This window comes from Bacteroides celer, assembly GCF_002632415.2.
Lineage (GTDB): Bacteria > Bacteroidota > Bacteroidia > Bacteroidales > Bacteroidaceae > Bacteroides.
Genome location: NZ_CP178209.1, coordinates 5,922,708 through 5,944,087 on the forward strand (window position 1 = coordinate 5,922,708; position 21,380 = coordinate 5,944,087).

Below are 21,380 nucleotides of genomic sequence, written 5' to 3' on the forward strand. Positions count from 1 at the left end.
AACAGTTAATGATTTAGGTATATCATCTTATGTTAGTTGCAAATAATATATATTCCAAAGATTTAATCTAATTCAAAATCTCCGATAAAGGCTTCCTTCGGAAGTTGTATCTCCAAAGTATATTTACCTTTTTCTTCACCTGCAAGATCAATATAAACCTTATCTACATTTAAATCAGTAGATGTATAAACTACCTCTCCTGTCTCTGCATCCTTGATGGTAACAGTTACAGTAGGAACAGTAGAAAGAAGGTCAATAGATAACAATGAGTTTTCAATACAAGCAGCAGGAGTAACAGGGATAGACCGATGTTGTACCTCAGTTTTATTCTTTAGTCTGATTATACGTGCAGTTGTCATTTCATTAGCAAAAGAAAACATGCTTACTTGTAGTAAGACAGTCAATAACAAAAGAGGTAAAAATTTAGTCTTCATAATAAATGGGTTTAAAATTTCGCCTCAAAAATACACAGATGAAGCAAAAGAAACGATTTTTATGCGGTAACAATGGTAACAGGCTTTTATTTAGAAGCAAAATTAACCTAAGAAAATCGACATATCTCATTGAATATCAACTCCAAATACACGATCGAAAATTTGAGCATCCATTTTGTTCTTTATACGATTTTTGCGTGTTTTAAGAGCATCTGATGTAGCATCCATCAACTCCATCATGACAGTTTTTGAACAACAGAGCAATGAAAGAACACAATAAAATATATCATCACCAGTTAAAGCCGGATAACGTTCCTTCAAATTCATCATCACATCAACAAACGCATTGGAAATTTCAGAACGTATTTCTTTCCTCAAACTACGCATCATCAATAGTTGTTTATGAGTTGCTCTCTCCAATGCTTCCAATTGGTCGTAGCAATCAGTAGTTTTAAGAACAGATATACATAATTGAATCTGCCGTTCCGTCAACTCCGATCTCTTCTTATTCAAATCTTCTTTATTAGATTCAGAAACCTCTTCTTCTTTTAGCAACATAGTATCTACTCGCTTTTGAGTCAACTCGTGCTGTAAAGCAATATAATGCTTCTTTCTCTTTCTGTCATTCCACATAAAATAGAAAACACACACAACCATCAATAAAAAGAATGCAGTAACCAAGCTAAAAATTAAAGTTTTAGTATGTTCTGATAACAATCTCTTATGTTCCTCCAGTTGGTGCTTATCCATAAGTCTATTAAGCTCCTCATTATCAGTCATGAACTGAATAGAATCATAAAGAACTTTATATGCATCTATATTCTCTGTTGCAGCTTTCCATTCACCCCTTTTCTTTGCTATCTGATACATTCCATCATAACAAACAGCCCTTCCATAAATATCAAGCTGATCTATATTCTTCCTAAAAAAATAGCTGGCAGAATCAAGCTTATTCAAATTCAACATAATTTGAGCTTTTGATAAACAGACATTGACAGCATCTTGCCCTTGTACCATAATTGCCTTTGATACATATTTATCTGCTTGAATATAATCCTTCTTTTCATTATAAGCCATAGCAAGATCATGATAAAGAGCCCCTATCAAACTAGAGTCTTGCTCTGCCAATGCGCAATCAAGAGCTTGATGATAATAAAACAATGCACTATCCTTCTTATTTTGCAATAAACACATACGTGCAATACCTCTCAATGGATATGTCTGTTGGCTTCCTCCTTTCAATATCTGATAAGCCTCACGATAGGCATCAATCGCTATATCAAACAATTCATCTTTTTCATAACAGTCCGCAAGATTATCATATATCATTGCTAAGAACTCATCCCTAACAGGCATCAACCGAATTGCCGTCAAATACTCGTCTACAGCAAATGAAGTATACCCCTTCTCACCATAGGTAGCTCCCCAATAATAATGAGCTTTTGCAGCACGTACACTTTTCTTCTTATCGCCATAGTATTCAACAGCCGTTTTTATCAGCGAATCATCTCCTAAAGCAATATAATTTTTATGCCTTGCTTGCGTAAGCAATAGCGCATAAAGTGCTCTGTCAGCACGTGACAATTTCTGTGGGGAGGAAATTGATTCCAAAATAGATAATGCACTATCAGGATATATTTCCATCAATGAGTCAGCAGATAGTAGCAATGGACTCTTCACCGAAGAAGAGCAAGAAGATAGAGAGACAGGCATCAGAATGCTACCTACGCTGACAAGCAAACTAAAGAACGCCAATAAATAGCGTTTAGAACAACAACATCTTGTTTTCATTAGGCAGTCTGTTTATTTACGGGCCAAAAGTAGCAAATTCCGGCAAAAGAAGATTAATATCCAAAAGACATTTATTTAAATATAACTTATTTAAAATCAAGAGCCACAACCTCATATCCTACTAAAAGGAGTTGAGATTGTGGCTCTTACCTAATGAGCTAAGCTCGCTTTCAGGCTATTTTACAGACCAAAAGCAGCCTTGATTTTATCTACGTAGTCGAGTTTCTCCCATGTAAAGAGTTCCACTTCCACAGTTTTGTCCCCTTCGTAGCGAGAGAAGAATTTCTTCGTTATCACTTGCGGTTCACGTCCCATGTGACCGTAAGCAGCTGTTTCCTGATAAATAGGATTACGAAGCTTCAGACGTTCTTCGATTGCTTTCGGGCGTAGATCGAACAACTGATCGATAACGCGGGCAATCTCACCATCCGTCATGTTGACGTGGGAACGGCCATAAGTATCTACAAAGATATTGATCGGACGAGCCACACCGATAGCATAGCTCACCTGCACAAGCATTTCATCTGCTACGCCTGCCGCTACCATATTCTTAGCGATATGGCGTGCTGCATAAGCTGCGCTACGGTCTACCTTGCTAGGATCTTTTCCGGAAAAAGCACCACCACCGTGAGCACCTTTACCACCATAAGTATCAACGATAATCTTACGACCTGTCAAACCGGTATCTCCGTGAGGACCACCAATTACGAACTTGCCCGTAGGATTCACATGATAAATGATTTTATCATTGAACAGCGCCAACACTTTATCGTGATGGATAGAAGCAATGACACGAGGCATCAGAATCTCGATCACATCACGGCGGATGATAGACAGCATTTCTTCGTCAGCTTTCAGCTGGGCAGCTTGAGAATCATCTTCCGGTTGGATAAAGTCATCATGCTGCGTAGAAACAACGATTGTATCGATGCGAACAGGAGTTCCGTTGTCATCATATTCAATAGTAACCTGGCTTTTGGCATCGGGGCGGAGGTAAGTCATCACCTTTCCTTCACGACGAATGTCGGCCAGCACTTGCAGAATGCGGTGTGCCAGATCAAGAGAAAGCGGCATGTAGTTTTCCGTTTCATTGGTAGCGTAGCCAAACATCATACCCTGGTCGCCTGCACCCTGTTCCATCGGGTCCTGACGCTCTACACCACGGTTGATATCGGGACTTTGCTCATGAATAGCGGAAAGTACGCCACAAGAGTTACTTTCGAACATGTACTCTCCTTTGGTATAACCGATTTTCTTAATCACTTCGCGCGCGATGAGCTGGAGGTCAACGTACGCTTTAGTTTTCACTTCACCCGCTAGCACCACTTGTCCGGTAGTCACTAGTGTTTCGCAAGCTACTTTCGAACTGGGGTCGTAAGCCAACAGTTTGTCAAGCACGGCATCCGATATTTGATCGGCTACCTTGTCGGGGTGTCCTTCTGACACCGATTCGGATGTAAATAAGTATCCCATCTTTTTAAATTAAGAATTAAAAATTGAAAATTAAAAAATGAGAGAGAGTAGGAGAGGCGAGTGCTGCAAAGGATAAACCGAAAGGCGTCAATCAGACGTGTTTTAGCATTTTTTTCCGTGGTTGCAAGCTACTCAAATCTGTCCACACTTTCATTTCGGGTACAAAGATAAAGAGATTTCGGAGATAATGAGTATCTTTGCCCTATATTTAACACATAAATAGATTTATAATGATTCTAAATAAGAAATTAAAAACGCTTTTGGTGCTGGCTCTTTATATAGGCTTCACGATTGCCATCTATGCCATTGTCTGCCATTTCATCGATAAGCCGTTTCAGGAGATTCATTTGCTGTATGCAGTATTGATAGGATGCATTGCCTATTTACCGGTCTTTATTGCGGAGAAAAAGAAGAAGTAAGCTCCTTTATCGTTTTTCCAAGTACCGGATGCACTAATCCGGGAGCAATTTCCGCCAGTGGTTTCATGACGAAGTCACGTTCTGCCATCAACGGATGGGGGAGGATTAACTTTGCTCCTGAAGGAGAAGTGGTGGAAAGTATCAAATCATCATAAAGCAACAGATCAATATCAATCAGGCGGTCGCTATATATGCCGTTGACGGATTTCTTCGTACGTCCCAATTCCTGTTCAATCGCCTGCGTTCTCTGTAAAACGTCTATGGGAGCCAATTCGGTATCTACACAAACCGCTGCATTCAGGAAACTGTTATCGGAAGAAAATCCCCAAGGGGCAGTTATGTAAAAAGCAGACAGGGAAACGATTTTCCCTACCTGCTCTTCTATTTTCTGCACGGCATCCCGAAGATTTTGTTCTTTATCCCCAAGGTTAGTGCCGAGTCCCAGATAAACTTTTGCCATTATTTGTCCAAAATCAGCATTGCATCTCCATACGTGCCGAAACGGTAACCTTCTTTCAATGCTACATGATAAGCATCCATCACCTGGTCATAACCACCAAAAGCAGCTACAATCATCAGTAAGGTAGAAAGCGGCATGTGGAAATTGGAAATCATTGAATTGGCTACGGTAAATTCATACGGAGGGAAGATAAACTTGTTCGTCCATCCTTCAAATTCCTTGAGATGTCCGTCAGTGCTGACTGCGCTTTCAATAGCACGCATCACTGTCGTACCTACCGCACATACATTTCTACCGTTATCTTTGGCACGATTCACGGTTTTCACCGCCATTTCGTTTACAAACATTTGTTCCGAATCCATCTTATGCTTCGTCAAGTCCTCTACGTCGATGTCGCGGAAGTTACCCAGACCAGCGTGCAAAGTGATATATGCAAAGTCCACACCTTTGATTTCCAGACGTTTCATCAACTCACGGCTGAAGTGCAAACTAGCAGTCGGAGCAGTCACCGCACCCTCGTTCTTTGCAAAAATAGACTGGAAGCGTTCAGCATCTTCCGGTTCTACGGGACGGTTGATAATAGAGTGGGGGAGTGGAGTTTCACCCAGAGAATACAGTGCCTTTTTGAACTCGTCATGAGGTCCGTCATAAAGAAAACGGAGCGTACGTCCGCGAGAAGTGGTGTTATCAATCACTTCAGCCACCATTGAATCGTCCGGACCGAAATACAGCTTGTTACCGATACGTATCTTACGTGCCGGATCAACCAATACGTCCCACAAACGAAGTTCTTCATTCAACTCACGCAACAAGAATACCTCGATACGAGCACCTGTCTTCTCCTTGTTACCGTACAAGCGGGCAGGAAACACCTTCGTATCATTGAATATAAACACATCTTTATCATCAAAGTAGTCCAACACATCTTTGAACATCTTGTGCTCAATCTTACCTGTATTACGATGCAATACCATCAAACGCGACTCATCTCTATATTTCATAGGATGTAGAGCGATCTTATCCTCGGGTAACTTAAATTTGAATTGTGATAATTTCATATCTATTCCTTATTACGTTAATTATTTTCTTCCTCATTTTCTATCTCCTGTCCGTCGATCCACTCTTTAAAGTGTTCGGGATTCAGACAGTCTTCCAACCGGACATCACCTACACGGGTACGGATCAATCCTGTCAGGTGAGCTCCGCTATGGAGTGCTTCGCCGATGTCGCGGGCCAGGGCACGGATATAAGTCCCTTTGCTGCATACAACACGGATTTGAATCATCGGTTCCGGATCATCCAGGCGACATTCCAGCAATTCAATCTCGTCGATAACAAGCTGTTTTGCTTTTAGTTCGACTTCTTCTCCTTTCCGGGCCAGTTCATAAGCACGCTTGCCGTCTACCATACAGGCAGAGAAGGCAGGGGGGACCTGATCGATGGCACCGATAAAGTGCGTCAGCACTTCTTCCACCAGTTCCCTTGTGATATGCTCGGTAGGGTAGGTGGCATCTATTTCATGTTCCAAATCGTATGACGGGGTAGTAGCGCCCAAGCGCAACGTTGCTACGTACTCCTTCGTATGATATTGAAACTCTTCTATTCGTTTGGTTGCCTTGCCTGTACATACAATCATCACCCCTGTTGCAAGAGGGTCCAGTGTTCCGGCATGCCCGACTTTTAGTTTTTTCACTCCGATCCGACGGCAAATATGATAGCGGGCGTGCCCTACTACTTTAAATGAAGTCCATCCGAAAGGTTTATTGAAAAACAGTACTTCTCCCTTTTTAAAATTCATCAGCCAATTTCTAAGTTGTATCCAAGCAGCAGCATTACCAGAATGGTTCCGCCAACAATAATTCTATACCAGCCAAACGCCTTAAAGCCATATTTCGTAACAAAGCTAATAAAGAACTTGATAGCCAGCAAAGCGACAATAAAAGCTACTACATTACCTATAATAAGTGCCGGCATATTGTTGAGAAGAATCTCCGTACCACCATCTAAGAATAGTTTCAACACCTTGTAACCGGTTGCCGCAAACATGGTTGGCACGGCAAGGAAGAATGAAAACTCGGCAGCATCTTTGCGAGTCAGCTTCTGGGCCATACCTCCAACGATGGTAGCCATCGAACGGGATACTCCCGGTATCATGGCAATGCACTGAAACAAACCGATATTGAATGCCTTTCTTTCTGTCAGCACTGTATCTTCGCTTCCTTTCGAAAAGATCTTATCGCAGAACAACATGAATATACCGCCGATCACCAACATCACTGCCACTATTGCTACACTCTCCAGCATCTCGTCTATCTTATCGCTGAACAGGAATCCCAAAATGGCGGCAGGAATAAAAGCTACCAGCAGTTTCCAGTAAAAATCGAATTTATGCAGAAAACACTTCAAAGCGGAAGCACCCACAGGAGCCTGTGTATGGTTCAACCGGAAAAAACGTTTCCAATAAAGACAAACCACTGAAAGAATCGCGCCAAACTGGATAATAACAGTAAACGCTTTTACAAATTCAGTACTTTCTACTCCTAAAATGTTTTGCGTAATAATCATGTGTCCCGTAGAAGAAACCGGAAGAAACTCTGTCAATCCTTCTACAATAGCAATAATAATCGTCTCAAATGTCGTTAAATCCCCCATCTTTATTCTTCTGTTTTTTGTGTTTTAGGTTTGCGTAATACAGCGTAAATCATAGACAAGAAGCCAAACAGGCAAACGACTGGCGCTACCTTGATTCTGCGTACACTGAAAATATCGGGTTCAAAAAGCGTTTCGGACGATGTAGGTCCCGTCATCAATAGAAAGCCGATAATAACAATCGCCATCCCTATTGCGAGCAAGATAAAGTTCACTTTATCAAAGGCAAATTTCTGCTTGTCAGACATAGTTTATTTAATTACAAATTACTAATTTCAATCATTCCCTTAATCTATCAGTCGGTTGTTACGGATGCTAATCACACGCAAACACAGGTTTGCCGTCAGCCATTCGCCATCCGCTAAATATAGTACAGGCTGTTTGCTTTCATTCTCAAGTATTTATTCATGGAGAAATAGGCGCATAGCCACGTTATTACAATTCCAAACGCCAATACGCTTGCACAGACTATCAACATGACTTCAGGCGTGATGACCTGAAGCAATTCCTGTTCGTACGTCACGGCCCAATAAGCGGTCCCCATCAATATGGAATCGGCAACGATGGCTGCCAATATCCCGCTCCATACATTCTTTCGAAGGAATGGCCCCCGGATGAATCCCCAACTCGCTCCTACCAACTTCATGGTGTGAATGAGGAAGCGTTTGGAGTAAATAGCCAGTCTTATGGTATTGTTTATCAGGGCAAAAGAGATAAAAGTAAGCACTACCGCCAAGGCAAGCAGTACCAGACTGATATTTCGTATGTTATCATTCACGGCGTCAATTAACTCCTTTCGATAGAGCACATCTTGTATGTTGGTGTTCTTTTTAATCATTTTCTCTATCTTCGCAATGCTGTCGGAGTTTGCATAGTCGGAATGGAGTTTGATTTCAATGGAAGCGGTAAAAGGGTTATAGCCCAAGAATTCTTCCGGATCGGTTCCCATTGCTTCCGTCTGTTCTTTCAGTGCTTGTTTTTTAGAGATATATTCGGATTGTTTCACGAAAGGTTCCTGATTCAGCTTCTTCTGAAGTTTCAGTATATCCGCTTCTTTCATGTCGTCACTGATAAGAACGGAGAAACTGATATTCTCGCGGACATATACGGAAAGATTGTGTGCTGTCAATACGAAGAAGACAACCAGTCCCAGCAACAGCAACACTAATGTCGTACTGATACTCGACGTAATGAACTGCATGTCGAAGATTGAACCTGACTTATATTTGTTTTGATCTCCCATGCGTTATCTCTTTTTTCGGAATACATAAATCATGGAACTACTGCGCTCTTTCCGTCCTAAAGCATTAAACCATGCTAACGTTCCGACAAACATCCCTTTCAGGAAACTGCACGAACTGCCACGATGTTTTTCGCTCAACATGGATACGTAGAACGCATCGAACGGCATCGGATGACGCGCCGCCATAATAAAGCCATGACGGGAAGCCAATTGTTGTATAGTGCCCGGAGTAAAATGCCAGAGATGACGGGGAACGTCGTATGCCGCCCAATACTCGCCATAACGTTGAGCATCATAAGAAGAGCAGTTGGGTACAGCTACAATCAATACTCCTTTTTCTGTCAGCAACTCATGAAGTCGCTGCCACACCTCATCAAGGTGTTCCAAATGTTCCATCACATGCCAAAGAGTGATAACATCAAAGCTGCCGGGAGCAAACTCTTTCAAAGCCGATTCGGGCTTTACGTCCAGATCGAAATGCAACTTCGCAAACTCACGTGCCTGCGGACTTTTCTCCACTGCCTCTACTTTCCATCCCCGACGAACCATTGTATCGGAAAAATAGCCGGTTCCCGTACCTATATCAAGCAAACGCCCCGTCTTGCGATGCGCTTCCTTAGCTACCAGACGCGCTTTGCGGCCCAGCATATAAGAACGTACGTAATGGTAGATATTATTCATCGCGCCCTTGCGCGTATCAGTGTGGGAGATGTAGTCGGGAGTCTCATAATACTTACCTATCTCTGCTTCCACGGGAACTCCTTGTGTGAATGTAAATCCACAGTCCTCACACGAATGCAGTTCAAACTGTTCGCCCGAAGCATAAAAATCCGTACAAGTCATGACGCGTTTCAAGTGCGTACCGCCACACACCGGACAAGCATTTATACTGAGTTTCTCCATTAATTTCTAAGCAAAATTAAGTGCTGCCTCGAATGACAAGACAACACTATACCCGAATTTGGTGCAAAGAAACAAATAAAAAGTGATGTAATAGGCTTTCGTTAAGGACTTTTAATAGAAGAGTTGCCCCGATACAAGATGAGAGTAGTTTTGACAGCTCATATCGGGACAAGATATCTTTTTGAAGAAAGATTAAAAAGTCAGATTAACGGAAAAGCCCATGTTTCTGTAGCTGGGTTGACGGAAGTTGTCTATGCCCTGCCCCCAGGTTCCGGTGCTTGCCGTAGATTCCGGATCAAATGGAGCTTTATTGTACAACATAAGCAAGTTACGTCCCACTAATGCCACCCGTACATCCTGTATCCACTTCGCCCATCGGTTGACGGGAATATGATAAGCGATCGACATTTCAGCAAGACGAATATTAGTGGCATCATATGTATACACCGTTCCTGTACGTGTCCAGCCTACCAGCCTATAGTAGTTCTCTGCCGGAATCTTTTCACCACTCACCCAAACACCACCATTGTCACGGGCTATGGCTGTGGCCTGTGATACACCAATGATCCATAACTGCTTGAGTCATTGATAGGCCTACGCCGCCAAAGCGGGCGTGAATTACAAAATCAAGTTCAAAACCTTTCCAGGAAAAGCTATTTGCCAGCCCCATCGTATATTTAGGGTCAGCATTACCCGCATATATATATTCGTTTACAGGAACGACATTTTGTGAAGTTTTATCAATAACAACATTTCCCTGCTCATCCCTCTGCAAATCTGTAACATATATATCACCTATCGAGCCACCTTTCTTCAATGGAGTATACCAACCACTACCTTTGGCCATCTGAATTTCTTCTAAATTAGAATCGGTATCTGTTATAGGATTTTTCTGAGGTTCTGTAAGCTGCTTTACTTCATTCTTATTGATAGAATAAGTGAAACGTCCATCCCACTTAACCTGCCCGATATTCATATTTGCACTCAAGGTTAGCTCGAAACCTTTATTATCAATCCTACACCCATTATACATGAAATAAATATCCCCCTGAAAAGGAATAGGAAGATATCCCCCAAACGGTAAATCGGAAGTAGATGTCTTATACATCGTAAACGCCAAATTGATTTTATCATTAAGAAAACCTGCATTGAGCCCTATTTCGTGAGACTTGGTATGCTCGGGATCCAACATATTATCCTCCAATCTAGGTTTCAAACCTACCCTTTTTTTATTCAAAAAGATATAATCGGTAAAACTATTACCGGTTTCACTGTAGGTATAATTGAGTTTTAGAAACGAAAGGAATCGGTTAGGATTATCAGGCAACCATCCAGTTGGGACTACAGATGCTCCTATCGAAGGATAGATAACATCAGTAGAATAACTTGAATCATCATCCCAGAATTTAAGCCATTCCATTCGTCCACCCAAATCGAGAAATAATCGGTTCTTATAACCCAATTGTGCAAGTATAAACAATGACGTAACCCGGTCATGATAATTAAAGTCTTGATCTATATAGTGATAGCCCCCATGTTTATCCAGTCCTGATAAATTAAACTGGTTCAGTGCTCCCAGCATACCACCAGCGCAAGAGCTATCAAACTTCGTATCACAAATAGAAGAACCTAAAGTGGCATCAATTGAAAAATCCCCTAGCTTTTTATTGACATTAAACAGGAGATCGGAATAAACCTGCATATTCTTATCTTCAGACTCATAATACGAGCCCAAAGGACCGGCTTGAAGAGAAGACGCATAAAGTTTTTTGGTTGCGGCTTCTTTATCACGATCGTAATGAATACGTCCTGACACATTAAGCCAGGAGGTTAAGTCGAATTTCGCTCCTATCCCGCCTAGTAAACGTTTCTTTTTCTGATTGTACAAATTCCGGTTGATTATCCAATAAGGATTTTGCATACCCATCCCCATATCTCCTAAAGGCCAATATTGCGCATTAGCTCCAAGCCTCGGATCGTAAACTTCAAAATGATTCTTGTAGTTATAATCGGGATTGACATTAATACGTTCTTGCAACACATCAGGTACCAAATAGACAGGAACCAGCGGATTGCCATACATACCTTGCGATAACATATTCTGTTCTGCGGTATGAATATATTTCAAAGTAAAGTCAAGCTTTAGTCTATGATGTAATAAAGAAGATGTATTCCGGAGTGAGAAATTGTAACGATCTACATCGTTATTGGGAATGATGCCAGTGCCATTCATCGTGACAGCCGAAACCCGCGTCTGATTATACTCATTTCCAAGAGAAAGGCTAAGGGAATTATTGATAGTATGTCCGGTACGGAAAAAATCCGTCGGATCCCACGACTGGGGATGATTTATCTTGTCTCCCCATTGCGCCCCGTAAGTCTGTTGGAATTCAGGCATAACAAGTGGCAAACTGAAAGTAGTACTATTCCCCAACTCTACTCTAAGCTTCCCTGAACGCGCCCTCTTTGTATTGACCATTACTACACCACTAGCAGAACGGCTACCATACAAAGTGGAAGCTGCTGCAGTACTCAACACCGAAATGCTTTCTATATCGTCAGGAGAGAAAGCTGCTATACCGTCACCAGTCTGCCAGTTAGAGGCATATACATTAGAAAGTTGCTCTGACTCCAGTCGTGGCAAAGGTACACCATCCAAAGTAAAAAGCACATTGTTGGATTTTAATATGGAACGGTAACCACGTAGCACCATCCTTACCGAACCACCCACACCGGAAGCACTGGGATTAATCGTAGCTCCAGCCAATCTTCCTATCAATGAATTTACAAAATTGGCATCTTTCACTTTCATTAGATCGGTACCATCAATCTGTTGTGAACTGCACGGCAATTTCATCGTATCCTTTAAAACAGTTCCATTATCCGCATAAGTCACAGAAATGGGCAATAAGGCCAAAAAGAAAGCGGTACCACTTTTTTTCATCAAAGAAATGCAGAAAGATTGTGAGAAACCACAATTAAGCAATGTTTTGAGAGTAAATGCTTTCATAGACATAAAATATTTAGATTTTGGTTATTACAAACTATTTGTATATCAAAGTATATAGGGAAACTATATATAATATAAATACAACCATAAGAGGCTTTCTACTAAAAGAAAAATGAAACTTTTTAAGAAAAATCTTAGATTATATTTTAGATAGCTGTTATTTTCTTTACTAACAAACTTCAAATTAGAGAATACCAAATACCCTGATACAAATTGGCTGTTTTCTAGCCAAACTTATATCAGGGTAAGACAGGGCTTAGGACCTAACAACAAAACGTCCAATGGCAAAATACCATTTTGACTGAAGCGCTTCATTGGATATTTTCCATTTACCCTTTGTCGACAATATGATATCTTTAATGACTTCATCGAAATCATCTTTAGCACCTAACACGAATTTATATATTATCTTAATCTATTTGGATAGAATAACCTTTATAGCTACCTGTAGCGGAATATACTCCTTTGACTGATTTATTGGCAACATCAATAGCATCCGTCTAAAACTTAACGTTGTTGGCTGTGTTGGTCTGGCAGGTAGTCTTGACGGATTTTATGTTAGTTTGCCAATCTGTGTCTGGGTCATACTGTTCAAATACTCGGTTCAGAGGCTAAGCTTTGTATATAGGCATAGAATATAAAGAAATCCCGCTGTTCGCTACCAATGAACAACGGGATTTGCAGATGTTCGCATTACAAATGCTAATATTCACAACTACCGCATTACAAATTCGGAAAGACGAGTTATTTTCCAAATGATTCTGAATATAGAAATAGTATTGTCCACCTGCGATGTATCCACCATCTACCAGAGCATGTTTCAAAAACCATTTTCGTCAATCATACCGCTAAAGTATAACCCCGCCCCAACTTTTGTGCTTACTATTGCCTCTAAAAAGCGGGGGAACCATTTTTAGAATCATATAGTATTCTAGTTTTCTGTTCACCTAGGCCATTATATCTCAACCCCACAACTTCATTTAATTGGTAGCAAGTAATACCTAATACACAACCATCTTGTCCAACATCTTTGAGCAGGATAAAATTCTCGTCATAATCTAATATAAATCCTAGTTCATACTGGTCTTCTTCGAAAAACAGCATTACTATTATTTCATTTACTTTTAAATACTCTATTTCAGGCAGAAGTTCTTTTCCATCCTTGTGAATAGTAATCCTCTTCTCTTCATTCAATTTGTCACGATTGCATATTATAATCTGCAGACTGCGCAAATACCAATTATCCAGAGAGAGATTTGCAATTTTTGCTATTGCGTAAGTAGTACTTCCAATTGCATTTCCAAACTTATCTATCTCTTCTATAGTAAAGAACTCTTTGTCAATATGTGTAATATATCCAATTATTGAGTCTTCTTCACCATACATATTAATATCCGCTATTTTTTTATGCTTATATGCATCAATAAGTAATTTTTGTAACATATCTTATAATCAATTATATTTCTACCTTTATTTCTTCTTTCTTCAGCCCCTTTCTTCTGGTTGGGATTCTTTGGTCTGTTTTTCCCACCATGTGTGTACTGTTTATCATGGTTATCGCCTTTTGCTCCTTTCAATTTACCTCCTTTATTTGTTTTCTCATGTGCAAATTCATCAGTGGTAGTAGTGAATTTCTTTTTCTTTATCACCTCTCTTACATCATCAGGATTAGTATCCCCCTGCAAAATGATTGGAATAGCAGCGAAAAGACCTAAAACACTTGCTGCAGTCTTGCTTATAGTAAATCCAATTATACCACTTAATGGGATTGACGGAGCTACATTTGCCTTTTCAGTAGGTACAACGAAGGATCAACTTTAGGTGTTGCTCCTGTCACTGCGTCTACATCTTTACTAGTAGGGGGGAACATCATGACTTTCACTGTGTCCTATCCTATTAAAACTTAGCCGCAAAATCATCCAAGATACCTCATCTCTTCCTTCATCTTTATAAGATTCTCTCTCCCAATTGTAAAACGAATCCATTCCAGTAGGATCTATACGATTCATTGGATTATTCAGGCAATACGTATAAGGCGACCATGAATAATATTTCTCCGCCATCGGATCCACCGCATTCCATCTTCCCAACGCTGCATCATACTGTCTTGCCCCATAGTCATACCAATTCAATCCATTTTTTGTATCAAGTTCTTTTCCATTATGCTTATAAGGCTGAATACTTTTCTCTGCTGAAGCAAACGTGCCTCCGAACGGATAGTAATGGTTTACCTCTTCCTTTTGCCTCGTCTGATCACAACTACGCGATTGTTTCCCTGATGATCCTGCAAGTAAAAGTGATACTTCTTGTCGGACAGCGCAACATGTCCGGCCTCAGTGGGTAACAATTTCTGTACTCTATTCTCATAGATCACATTTCCGCAATAGTCCGTTGTGGTGGTAGTGCTTCCTATCTTGTGCACTGTGCGGAGCTTCGTTCCGTTCACTGCATACGTATAAGTAATGGTACTGCCATCCTTGAACGTGACTTTATTTGGCTAATTTAAATAATTATATTGAATCCCAGTAATATTCTTGTTTAAATCTTTGGCCATGTTGTCATTCTTGTCATAGGTGTATTCAACTTATGCTTTGTCTTTGAAAGACGTCCCGTGTGGTCTACTTGTATGTACAGACTTCCGTTTGTGTGCTGTTTCCTATGGCTGTATGAACATGTTGTCGGTTCAGGGGTTCTTCCATAAAGTTGTAGGCTGCATATTCTTCCTCCTCACCACCCAATACATTGTTTCCTCTCTGTATAGGGGTAGTATTTATAACGGACCCTCCTCAATCATGAACTACCCTGATATAAATCGATTTTAGTCAATTCATATCAGGATAGTAGTTAGTTGTTCTTCAAAATGTAGATTTAAGAATAGAATGCATTGATTCCAATGATTTAGTCAAAATCCATCTATAGTTCTCGCATAAAAAATCCCGTTAATCATTCGCAGATTAACAGGATTAATAATCTTCATACCTAATCTTCCGCATATATTATGCGGAAGGATGTGCGTCAAGAATACAACAAACGCATTAACGGGCTAAATTCATATATTAATCTACCAATAGAAAAAAATAAAATAAACAAAATAATAGTCATTACAAAAATAGAACAGATATATTTAAATGTAAATCGAAAGGTTACATCTGGTTCTTTATTACATACTACAACTTTAGTTCGCATTATTAAATCGCCAAGCCTTTTTCCTGAGTTACAAAAAAACAAAATTATTTCTATAGGCCACAAAATATAGAATATATTTCGTAATATCAATCTTGTTGTAGAAGGAATTAACTCACTTTTCTCCGAAAGAATACATAATCCAGCCTTTTGCTTTCCAAAACTTCTTCCACCACTCACATCTTTACAAAACAGAAAACTATAGATTAGAGCTAGGGCAAAACTCATCCAAAGCATACTATTATTAAGCCAAACACTTATTAGGAAAAAAGGAGAACTCACTATCATTAAAACAATAACATCTATAACAAAAGCTTCAATCCTTTTATTCATTATATTCATAATATCTATTTTTTATATAACACACATATTTGACATGATCAATCTCTCCACCATTTTCTAATCTTGAGCACTATTCTACATAATATCAGACCTGCGATCCCAGAAAAAAAATATCCAATACCATTTTCCCAATCTCCTATAAACATTAACGCAAATGCGTAAATAATAAGAAAAATTCCAATGACAATGAAAAGAGGTACGAATCTGTTAAACATATTAATGATTTATTTTAATTACTTGTCTAATAATAATTTACCTAATGCATCCCATAATTTGTTCAAATCGAGGCTTAATTCAAGCCCAACTATAGCCTTTGCTTTAATGCCTAAATCTGCAGTTTTTGTTTCTGATATTTTTTGTGTTTTACCTACCGTATGATAATTTTGATCAATAAGAGTAGTTTCTGTATTGGTATGTTCTAAAAGTCCCAAAGAAATACTTTGTTGTTCTTCTAATATTTGTTTACCAGACTCCTCTTTTATCTTTTTCTGTGCTGAAACACCTATGAAACCAACTCCAAGTTCTATTCCTTGTTTTGTTTCCGTTTTATCAAAATTACCACCTGGATGGAAAAAAACGCCATCTTTGACACCCGCAACATCTTGTGAAATAAGGTTCATATCACCTCCAACCTTCTTGCTGCCCAATTCCACCTCGCCAGCTACCTGAAGTCCTACACTTGCTACAACACTGACAGCCTTAGCGGCTTCTTTTCCAAATCGTATCCAATGACTCAACTTCTTTGGATCTCGACCATCCGGATCTATGTATTTTATTGGATTATTCAAGCAATACGCATAAGGCGACCAACTATAGTATTTCTCCGCCATCGGATCCACAGTCATAAACCGTCCTAACACCGGATCATAATGTCTCGCCCCATAATCATACAGATTCAATCCACCTTTTCTATCCAGCTCCTTCCCATTATACTTGTAAGGCTGAACAGATGAAGTCGAAGCAAATGGACCACCAAAAGGATAATAATGATTCATTTCCTCAATAGTACCGTTTTGGTCTGCGACCACACGATTGTTTCCTTGATGGTCTTTCAGATAATAATGATATTTCCTGTCATTCAAAGAAATGAACCCAGCTTCCGTCAACAACGTCTTGGGAGCACCATTTTCATAGACCACATTGCCGCAATAATCTGTTATGGTAGTATCATTTCCTATTACATGTGTAGTACGGAGTTTCGTACCATTCGCATCATAAAGATAAGAAATACTGTTACCATTCGCAAACATTACACAAGTAGGCAAATTTAAACAATTATATTGAATATCAACTATTTTCTTATTCAAATCTTTAGTTAAATTGCCATTTGCATCATAAGTATACTCTATAGGTAAATCAATTCCATCCACAAACTCCATTCCGGAGACAATAGCAGATAGGGTCGCATTGTCATACACCGATTGTAACTGGTTACCATCGTATACAAGATTCAGATTGTCAACCAACCCGTAATCGCCCGTCGAGGTTTGTCCGTAGCGAAACAAACCTAGAATATTCCCCATTTTGTCATATCCAGCCACTTGCTCATTGAAACGGTTCGGGTGCTGCGTCAGGACATTTCCTTCGCCATAAACGGCATCTGTCATGCGAGATAAACCATCATAAGTAAATTTGTAACCACGAACAGGAAAAGAGTGCGCTCCCCACGTCATGCTACTGACATTTCCGTTGTAACAAGGAGTACCAACACCATCCGTGTAGCACAATGTCTGATTGAACAAAGGACCACTAACTGACTTCAACCACGAACGAACGTTATATGAATATTCAGTCTGCAAGAGATCATTCGCATGTTTCTTATCGAACACCAAACGACCGATAGCATCATAGCCACATTCCGAAAGGGACACTTCCAAACTGTCATTCAGGCGATGCCTTATTTCGAGCAGGCGTCCCGCATGATCGTAACGATATGTATACAATTCATTTTGGGGAGCAATCCCTGATGTTGTCTGTACATGAAGACGTTTCAACAGTTTGCCCGCAAAATCATAAGAAAAGTATTCACTATCGCGTCCGTCTAGCAAATGGGAGGTATGAGTCTGTATGCAGCGGCGGTACTTGTCATAATAAGAAACCGAGTATAACGCCGGTGCATGGGCTTGCAACGGGAAACTGATGCTACCGGTCTGTAACCCCTTGTGGGAGTAAACGCTACAAGAATCACCATACCACGCCCCATATCCTTCCATCTCTAGACTTTCATCATACGCATAAGACGGAAAACCGTTTTGACCAAGGAAAGCATAACTATCATAATAGGAAACCGAATGCAACACAGGAGAGGATAATGTCACTCCATGAATGGAATAGCCGCCGAATATCGTATCGGTATTGTAGGGCGAGTATACTGCCTCTGCCACCACTCCACACAGGAAAGTGGAGACATCAACCACTTCGTTCCGACAAATACCCGTCAGAACAACACGTCCCATGGCATCAGAAAGCGAAAACTTCCATTCACCACGCAGACGCAAGTTACCATCCTGTGAAAGAATCAAATGGTCGGCATCATCATAAACGAAACATTCCCATCTGGAACCGGGAAGTTTCTTGGCAATGCAACGGTTACGACGGTCGTATCGATAGAAATAGGCATACTGCTCAAGGCAAGCAGATGACGCACTTGAATAACTGCCGGTAACCTGCATTTTGTCAATCGCTGCCGGGGGAAGTACTGCCTGAAGATGACCATTGCCATCGTAGATAAAATAAGTGTCGCAATAAGCTGACGGAACACTATCGCCCGGAAGCTCACGCCGCAACACTGTCCGTCCTGCATGGTCAGTGAAAAAACAGGAGACATTTCCGTCTTCATCACTTTTACATACCACATGCAATGCCCCCGATTCGTAGTTGCCACAATTATCAATAGTAAACAGCGTATCGGAAACCTCGGTTATCCGAAAACGGAGACAATTCAGCAAACTATCTTCCAACGTATTCAGGTGATAACCTGTCTTTACTGATTTTCCTTTTTCGTGCCACTCGCTACCTTCGCCGTAATGTTCCATAACGCGATTCAAAGGAGAATCCTCATACACAGGATAACTGTAGGCACAGGAATCTCCAGAATAAAAAGAACGGGAGAAAAAAGTAAAGTAATCCTTCGCTACGTATCCGCCATCACCAGTGGAAACCACCGGCAACCATTTTCGGCCCTCCCTCCCTTGAAGGTCATATTCCTGAAACCATAGTACATCTTTATGTAAAGGAGAAGACCCCCTGTCCACCACTTGCGAAGGACGTCCTAAACCATCGAAATATTGGATAGTATGAATCGCCTGTCCAGACGCTATTTCCGCAACAGAGGAGGTCTCAATAGTAGGCCGTATTGAATAGATATAATTGCAAGTTTCGGTCAAACCAGGAGGTAGATTTTCCCAAGGATCACTATAATCGGACATACGACCGGAAATACAAAGACACGGAGCACTGAAACTGTTGCTGTTCAATTCGACTTGATAATTTCCGGGGAGAAGTTGCAGAGACAGTATATCTTCATAAAATTCAATCGAGGTCTTGTCGCTTTCCAGAAAGACTTTTCCTCCTATTGAATCACTCCATTTCTGTGATATGGTGACATCCATCGCGTGCCGCAAGGTAAAAACATAATACACAATCGTCGTATTTCCTCGTTCCGAATAGTAATACCAAGGATCCCTATCGTCTTCATAATTGAAATCCTGCCCATATATTCCGGCAAAAATCGGATAATCGGGATGATTTCCTTCAGCAGCAAATCCACGTATGGTAGTAACGATGATTCCATTGTAATCAGAATCAGTACAATAGTATTCGTCCCCTTCGGACATGACATAATATGTACCCTTTTCCAATCTTTTCATACACAAAAGCCCTCTGTTATTCCCGCCATACCCGAATTCAGACATTTTATCGATATAGTGCGAACAAAGTTCATCCACCATATCCCAGTTCACTTCATCCGAACAGGCTATCTCGGGACACATCTCACCTTCGGGAACTTCGTGATCCTCAAGTTCCCGGATTTTATAAAGATGAGTCCTTGTTGCCTGTACCTTCGAACGGAAATTATGGATAATGATATCCATCGGACGCTCCACTTCAAATTTATAATAAATGTCACGCGCCTTTCCTCCCGCATCATTGGAGTATTCACGGCTGTCACGTGCGTCTACGAAATAAAACGTCGAGTCCGGTTTGCCTAAATCAATGGCATCAGCCTTGTGGCGTCCCTCATTAGGAGGGCCGACTATCGGAAAGCTGTCATCAAACTGTTGGCTCCATCCTGCCCCTGCCCATAACAGGCAGCATAGTTCAAATAATAATATACTAACGAACCCGTTGGCGGAATTAAATAAGCGCATATTTAAGTCTGCCAATAGGTTTGTTGTTAATGTGGTTTATATATTGAAGGATTGTAAATGCACTTATTTTCCCGAGTATTCTGGTAAACAATCCTACTGTATCTTTAGCATAATTTCTCACTATCATGAACTGATCGCATAGTTGTGAGAAATCCGTTTCGATTCTTTTCCTGGCTTTAGCAAATGGGATGAATGTAGGACTCCAGTCCTTTTGGTTCAGTCTATATGGAACTTCAAGTCTTATATTTGCAGTCTCAAACAAATCCAGTTGCACATTCTTACTAATATATCCTCTATCTCCGAAAATGCTGCAGTCATGATATTCATATCTGATATTTTTAAGATAATTGATATCGTGAACACTTGCTTTTGTCAGGTCAAAGGAATGGATAACTCCACTTAAACCGCAAATAGCGTGTAATTTATATCCATAGTAATAATTCTTCTGAGAGGCACAATATCCGAATGATGGAGCTTTACTATAATCGTTTCTGCCCATTTTACAACGTTTCCCTCTAGCTACCCGGCATACCTCTATAGGTTTTGAATCAATACAGAAATATTCTTCACCACCATCTATCTTCTCAGCTATTCTTTTACGGATAGTGTCGCATAAGGTTGATGTAGTTTTACGCCTGTCATTATACTGGCGTCTTGAAATCAGATTGGGCATTTTATCCTTATACTCAGAAAGTCTAATGAAAAGATTACTTTCACTATCTATACCCATGGCTTCGGATGTAAGGTTCAAAGCTATAACTTCTATATCTGAAAACTTGGGAACAACACCTGGACGAGGAATATTTCCCTTCTCATTTATGAGGTTATCGCCAAATTGCTTGCAAATCTTAAGAATTTTACTGAATATTGTATATAAGTTGTGCATATATTGATGATATATTAAAGGTTTGACCATCTCTAATATACTATAAATCAATAATATGCACAACTTTTTAAACATCAATATATTATCTTTTTAATTCCGCCAACGGGTTATACATATTATAAATACAACTATAAAAGGCTTTCTACTAAAAGAGAAATGAGACTTTTTAAGAAAAATATTAGATTATATTTTAGATAGTTCCTATTTTTCTTTACTA

The 21,380-nt window shown here is 40.2% G+C and carries 18 protein-coding genes and 1 pseudogene; 1 reads left to right on the forward strand and 18 read right to left on the reverse strand.

Features of this window, described 5'->3' with window-relative positions:
• Positions 1-62: 62 nt before the first annotated feature.
• The 3 genes from CJF29_RS23535 to metK all read right to left on the reverse strand — a co-directional run bounded on the left by CJF29_RS23535 (position 63) and on the right by metK (position 3,698).
• The gene (locus CJF29_RS23535; RefSeq protein ID WP_074559747.1) at positions 63-434 is read right to left on the reverse strand and encodes a DUF3244 domain-containing protein; all 372 of its coding nucleotides are present in this window, start codon (positions 432-434) and stop codon (positions 63-65) included.
• Between the two features lie 126 nt (positions 435-560).
• Positions 561-2,225: a tetratricopeptide repeat protein gene (locus CJF29_RS23540; RefSeq protein ID WP_074559750.1), complete on the reverse strand. Its 1,665-nt coding sequence runs from the start codon at positions 2,223-2,225 to the stop codon at positions 561-563.
• Positions 2,226-2,405: 180 nt separating this feature from the next.
• Entirely contained in the window at positions 2,406-3,698 is a 1,293-nt protein-coding gene (gene metK / locus CJF29_RS23545) for a methionine adenosyltransferase (protein ID WP_008023738.1), read from the reverse strand.
• 230 nt (positions 3,699-3,928) lie between these two features.
• Here metK and CJF29_RS23550 point away from each other — a divergent pair, with 230 nt between their 5' ends.
• Positions 3,929-4,117 (forward strand): hypothetical protein, encoded by a 189-nt coding sequence (locus CJF29_RS23550; RefSeq protein ID WP_004302899.1) that lies wholly within the window; start codon positions 3,929-3,931, stop codon positions 4,115-4,117.
• Here CJF29_RS23550 and folK read toward each other — a convergent pair.
• From folK to CJF29_RS23625, 15 genes and pseudogenes are all read right to left on the reverse strand, one after another.
• On the reverse strand, positions 4,092-4,577 hold the full coding sequence (folK, locus tag CJF29_RS23555; RefSeq protein WP_099147397.1) for a 2-amino-4-hydroxy-6-hydroxymethyldihydropteridine diphosphokinase: 486 nt from the start codon (positions 4,575-4,577) through the stop codon (positions 4,092-4,094). The genes CJF29_RS23550 and folK overlap by 26 nt on opposite strands.
• Positions 4,577-5,635 carry a tRNA preQ1(34) S-adenosylmethionine ribosyltransferase-isomerase QueA gene (gene queA / locus CJF29_RS23560; protein WP_004298889.1) on the reverse strand — a complete coding sequence of 353 codons (1,059 nt, stop codon included), beginning with the start codon at positions 5,633-5,635 and terminating at the stop codon, positions 4,577-4,579. Before queA ends, folK begins: the two co-directional genes overlap by 1 nt.
• A 17-nt stretch (positions 5,636-5,652) precedes the next feature.
• Positions 5,653-6,375, reverse strand: coding sequence for a tRNA pseudouridine(55) synthase TruB (truB, locus tag CJF29_RS23565; RefSeq protein WP_004298886.1), 723 nt, complete (start codon positions 6,373-6,375; stop codon positions 5,653-5,655).
• A complete protein-coding gene (locus CJF29_RS23570; protein ID WP_099147398.1) occupies positions 6,375-7,229 on the reverse strand; it encodes an undecaprenyl-diphosphate phosphatase in 855 nt (284 codons plus the stop codon). Before CJF29_RS23570 ends, truB begins: the two co-directional genes overlap by 1 nt.
• 2 nt (positions 7,230-7,231) lie before the next feature.
• Complete coding sequence (locus tag CJF29_RS23575) at positions 7,232-7,474, reverse strand: DUF3098 domain-containing protein (RefSeq protein WP_074638849.1); 243 nt, start codon at positions 7,472-7,474, stop codon at positions 7,232-7,234.
• Positions 7,475-7,587: 113 nt separating this feature from the next.
• On the reverse strand, positions 7,588-8,469 hold the full coding sequence (locus tag CJF29_RS23580) for a cell division protein FtsX (RefSeq protein ID WP_004302888.1): 882 nt from the start codon (positions 8,467-8,469) through the stop codon (positions 7,588-7,590).
• Positions 8,470-8,472: 3 nt separating this feature from the next.
• A complete protein-coding gene (locus tag CJF29_RS23585; protein ID WP_074559754.1) occupies positions 8,473-9,372 on the reverse strand; it encodes a methyltransferase domain-containing protein in 900 nt (299 codons plus the stop codon).
• A 192-nt stretch (positions 9,373-9,564) separates the two neighbouring features.
• Complete coding sequence (locus tag CJF29_RS23590) at positions 9,565-9,885, reverse strand: hypothetical protein (protein ID WP_074559756.1); 321 nt, start codon at positions 9,883-9,885, stop codon at positions 9,565-9,567.
• Positions 9,886-9,901: 16 nt separating this feature from the next.
• Positions 9,902-12,382: a TonB-dependent receptor domain-containing protein gene (locus tag CJF29_RS23595; RefSeq protein ID WP_175486924.1), complete on the reverse strand. Its 2,481-nt coding sequence runs from the start codon at positions 12,380-12,382 to the stop codon at positions 9,902-9,904.
• Between the two features lie 891 nt (positions 12,383-13,273).
• Positions 13,274-13,825, reverse strand: a complete 552-nt coding sequence (locus tag CJF29_RS23600; protein ID WP_074559763.1) for a hypothetical protein — start codon at positions 13,823-13,825, stop codon at positions 13,274-13,276.
• Entirely contained in the window at positions 13,780-14,031 is a 252-nt protein-coding gene (locus tag CJF29_RS23605) for a hypothetical protein (protein WP_143024904.1), read from the reverse strand. The genes CJF29_RS23600 and CJF29_RS23605 overlap by 46 nt, the downstream gene beginning before the upstream one ends.
• A 336-nt stretch (positions 14,032-14,367) precedes the next feature.
• Positions 14,368-14,963: pseudogene (locus CJF29_RS23610) on the reverse strand (RHS repeat-associated core domain-containing protein); the annotation flags it as partial.
• A 434-nt stretch (positions 14,964-15,397) separates the two neighbouring features.
• Positions 15,398-15,907 carry an RDD family protein gene (locus CJF29_RS23615; protein WP_074559767.1) on the reverse strand — a complete coding sequence of 170 codons (510 nt, stop codon included), beginning with the start codon at positions 15,905-15,907 and terminating at the stop codon, positions 15,398-15,400.
• 233 nt (positions 15,908-16,140) lie between these two features.
• Entirely contained in the window at positions 16,141-20,292 is a 4,152-nt protein-coding gene (locus CJF29_RS23620; protein ID WP_255299430.1) for an RHS repeat-associated core domain-containing protein, read from the reverse strand.
• Positions 20,264-21,238, reverse strand: a complete 975-nt coding sequence (locus CJF29_RS23625) for an IS982 family transposase (protein WP_004310694.1) — start codon at positions 21,236-21,238, stop codon at positions 20,264-20,266. Before CJF29_RS23625 ends, CJF29_RS23620 begins: the two co-directional genes overlap by 29 nt.
• Between the last annotated feature and the right edge of the window lie 142 nt (positions 21,239-21,380).

Excerpts from the sequence above, each read along its gene's own strand:
- CJF29_RS23535 (WP_074559747.1), bottom strand. The coding sequence starts at position 434 with ATGAAGACTAAATTTTTACCTCTTTTGTTATTGACTGTCTTACTACAA.
- CJF29_RS23540 (WP_074559750.1), bottom strand. The coding sequence starts at position 2,225 with ATGAAAACAAGATGTTGTTGTTCTAAACGCTATTTATTGGCGTTCTTT.
- metK (WP_008023738.1), bottom strand. The coding sequence starts at position 3,698 with ATGGGATACTTATTTACATCCGAATCGGTGTCAGAAGGACACCCCGAC.
- CJF29_RS23550 (WP_004302899.1), top strand. The coding sequence starts at position 3,929 with ATGATTCTAAATAAGAAATTAAAAACGCTTTTGGTGCTGGCTCTTTAT.
- folK (WP_099147397.1), bottom strand. The coding sequence starts at position 4,577 with ATGGCAAAAGTTTATCTGGGACTCGGCACTAACCTTGGGGATAAAGAA.
- queA (WP_004298889.1), bottom strand. The coding sequence starts at position 5,635 with ATGAAATTATCACAATTCAAATTTAAGTTACCCGAGGATAAGATCGCT.
- truB (WP_004298886.1), bottom strand. The coding sequence starts at position 6,375 with ATGAATTTTAAAAAGGGAGAAGTACTGTTTTTCAATAAACCTTTCGGA.
- CJF29_RS23570 (WP_099147398.1), bottom strand. The coding sequence starts at position 7,229 with ATGGGGGATTTAACGACATTTGAGACGATTATTATTGCTATTGTAGAA.
- CJF29_RS23575 (WP_074638849.1), bottom strand. The coding sequence starts at position 7,474 with ATGTCTGACAAGCAGAAATTTGCCTTTGATAAAGTGAACTTTATCTTG.
- CJF29_RS23580 (WP_004302888.1), bottom strand. The coding sequence starts at position 8,469 with ATGGGAGATCAAAACAAATATAAGTCAGGTTCAATCTTCGACATGCAG.
- CJF29_RS23585 (WP_074559754.1), bottom strand. The coding sequence starts at position 9,372 with ATGGAGAAACTCAGTATAAATGCTTGTCCGGTGTGTGGCGGTACGCAC.
- CJF29_RS23595 (WP_175486924.1), bottom strand. The coding sequence starts at position 12,382 with ATGAAAGCATTTACTCTCAAAACATTGCTTAATTGTGGTTTCTCACAA.
- CJF29_RS23600 (WP_074559763.1), bottom strand. The coding sequence starts at position 13,825 with ATGTTACAAAAATTACTTATTGATGCATATAAGCATAAAAAAATAGCG.
- CJF29_RS23615 (WP_074559767.1), bottom strand. The coding sequence starts at position 15,907 with ATGAATATAATGAATAAAAGGATTGAAGCTTTTGTTATAGATGTTATT.
- CJF29_RS23625 (WP_004310694.1), bottom strand. The coding sequence starts at position 21,238 with ATGTTTAAAAAGTTGTGCATATTATTGATTTATAGTATATTAGAGATG.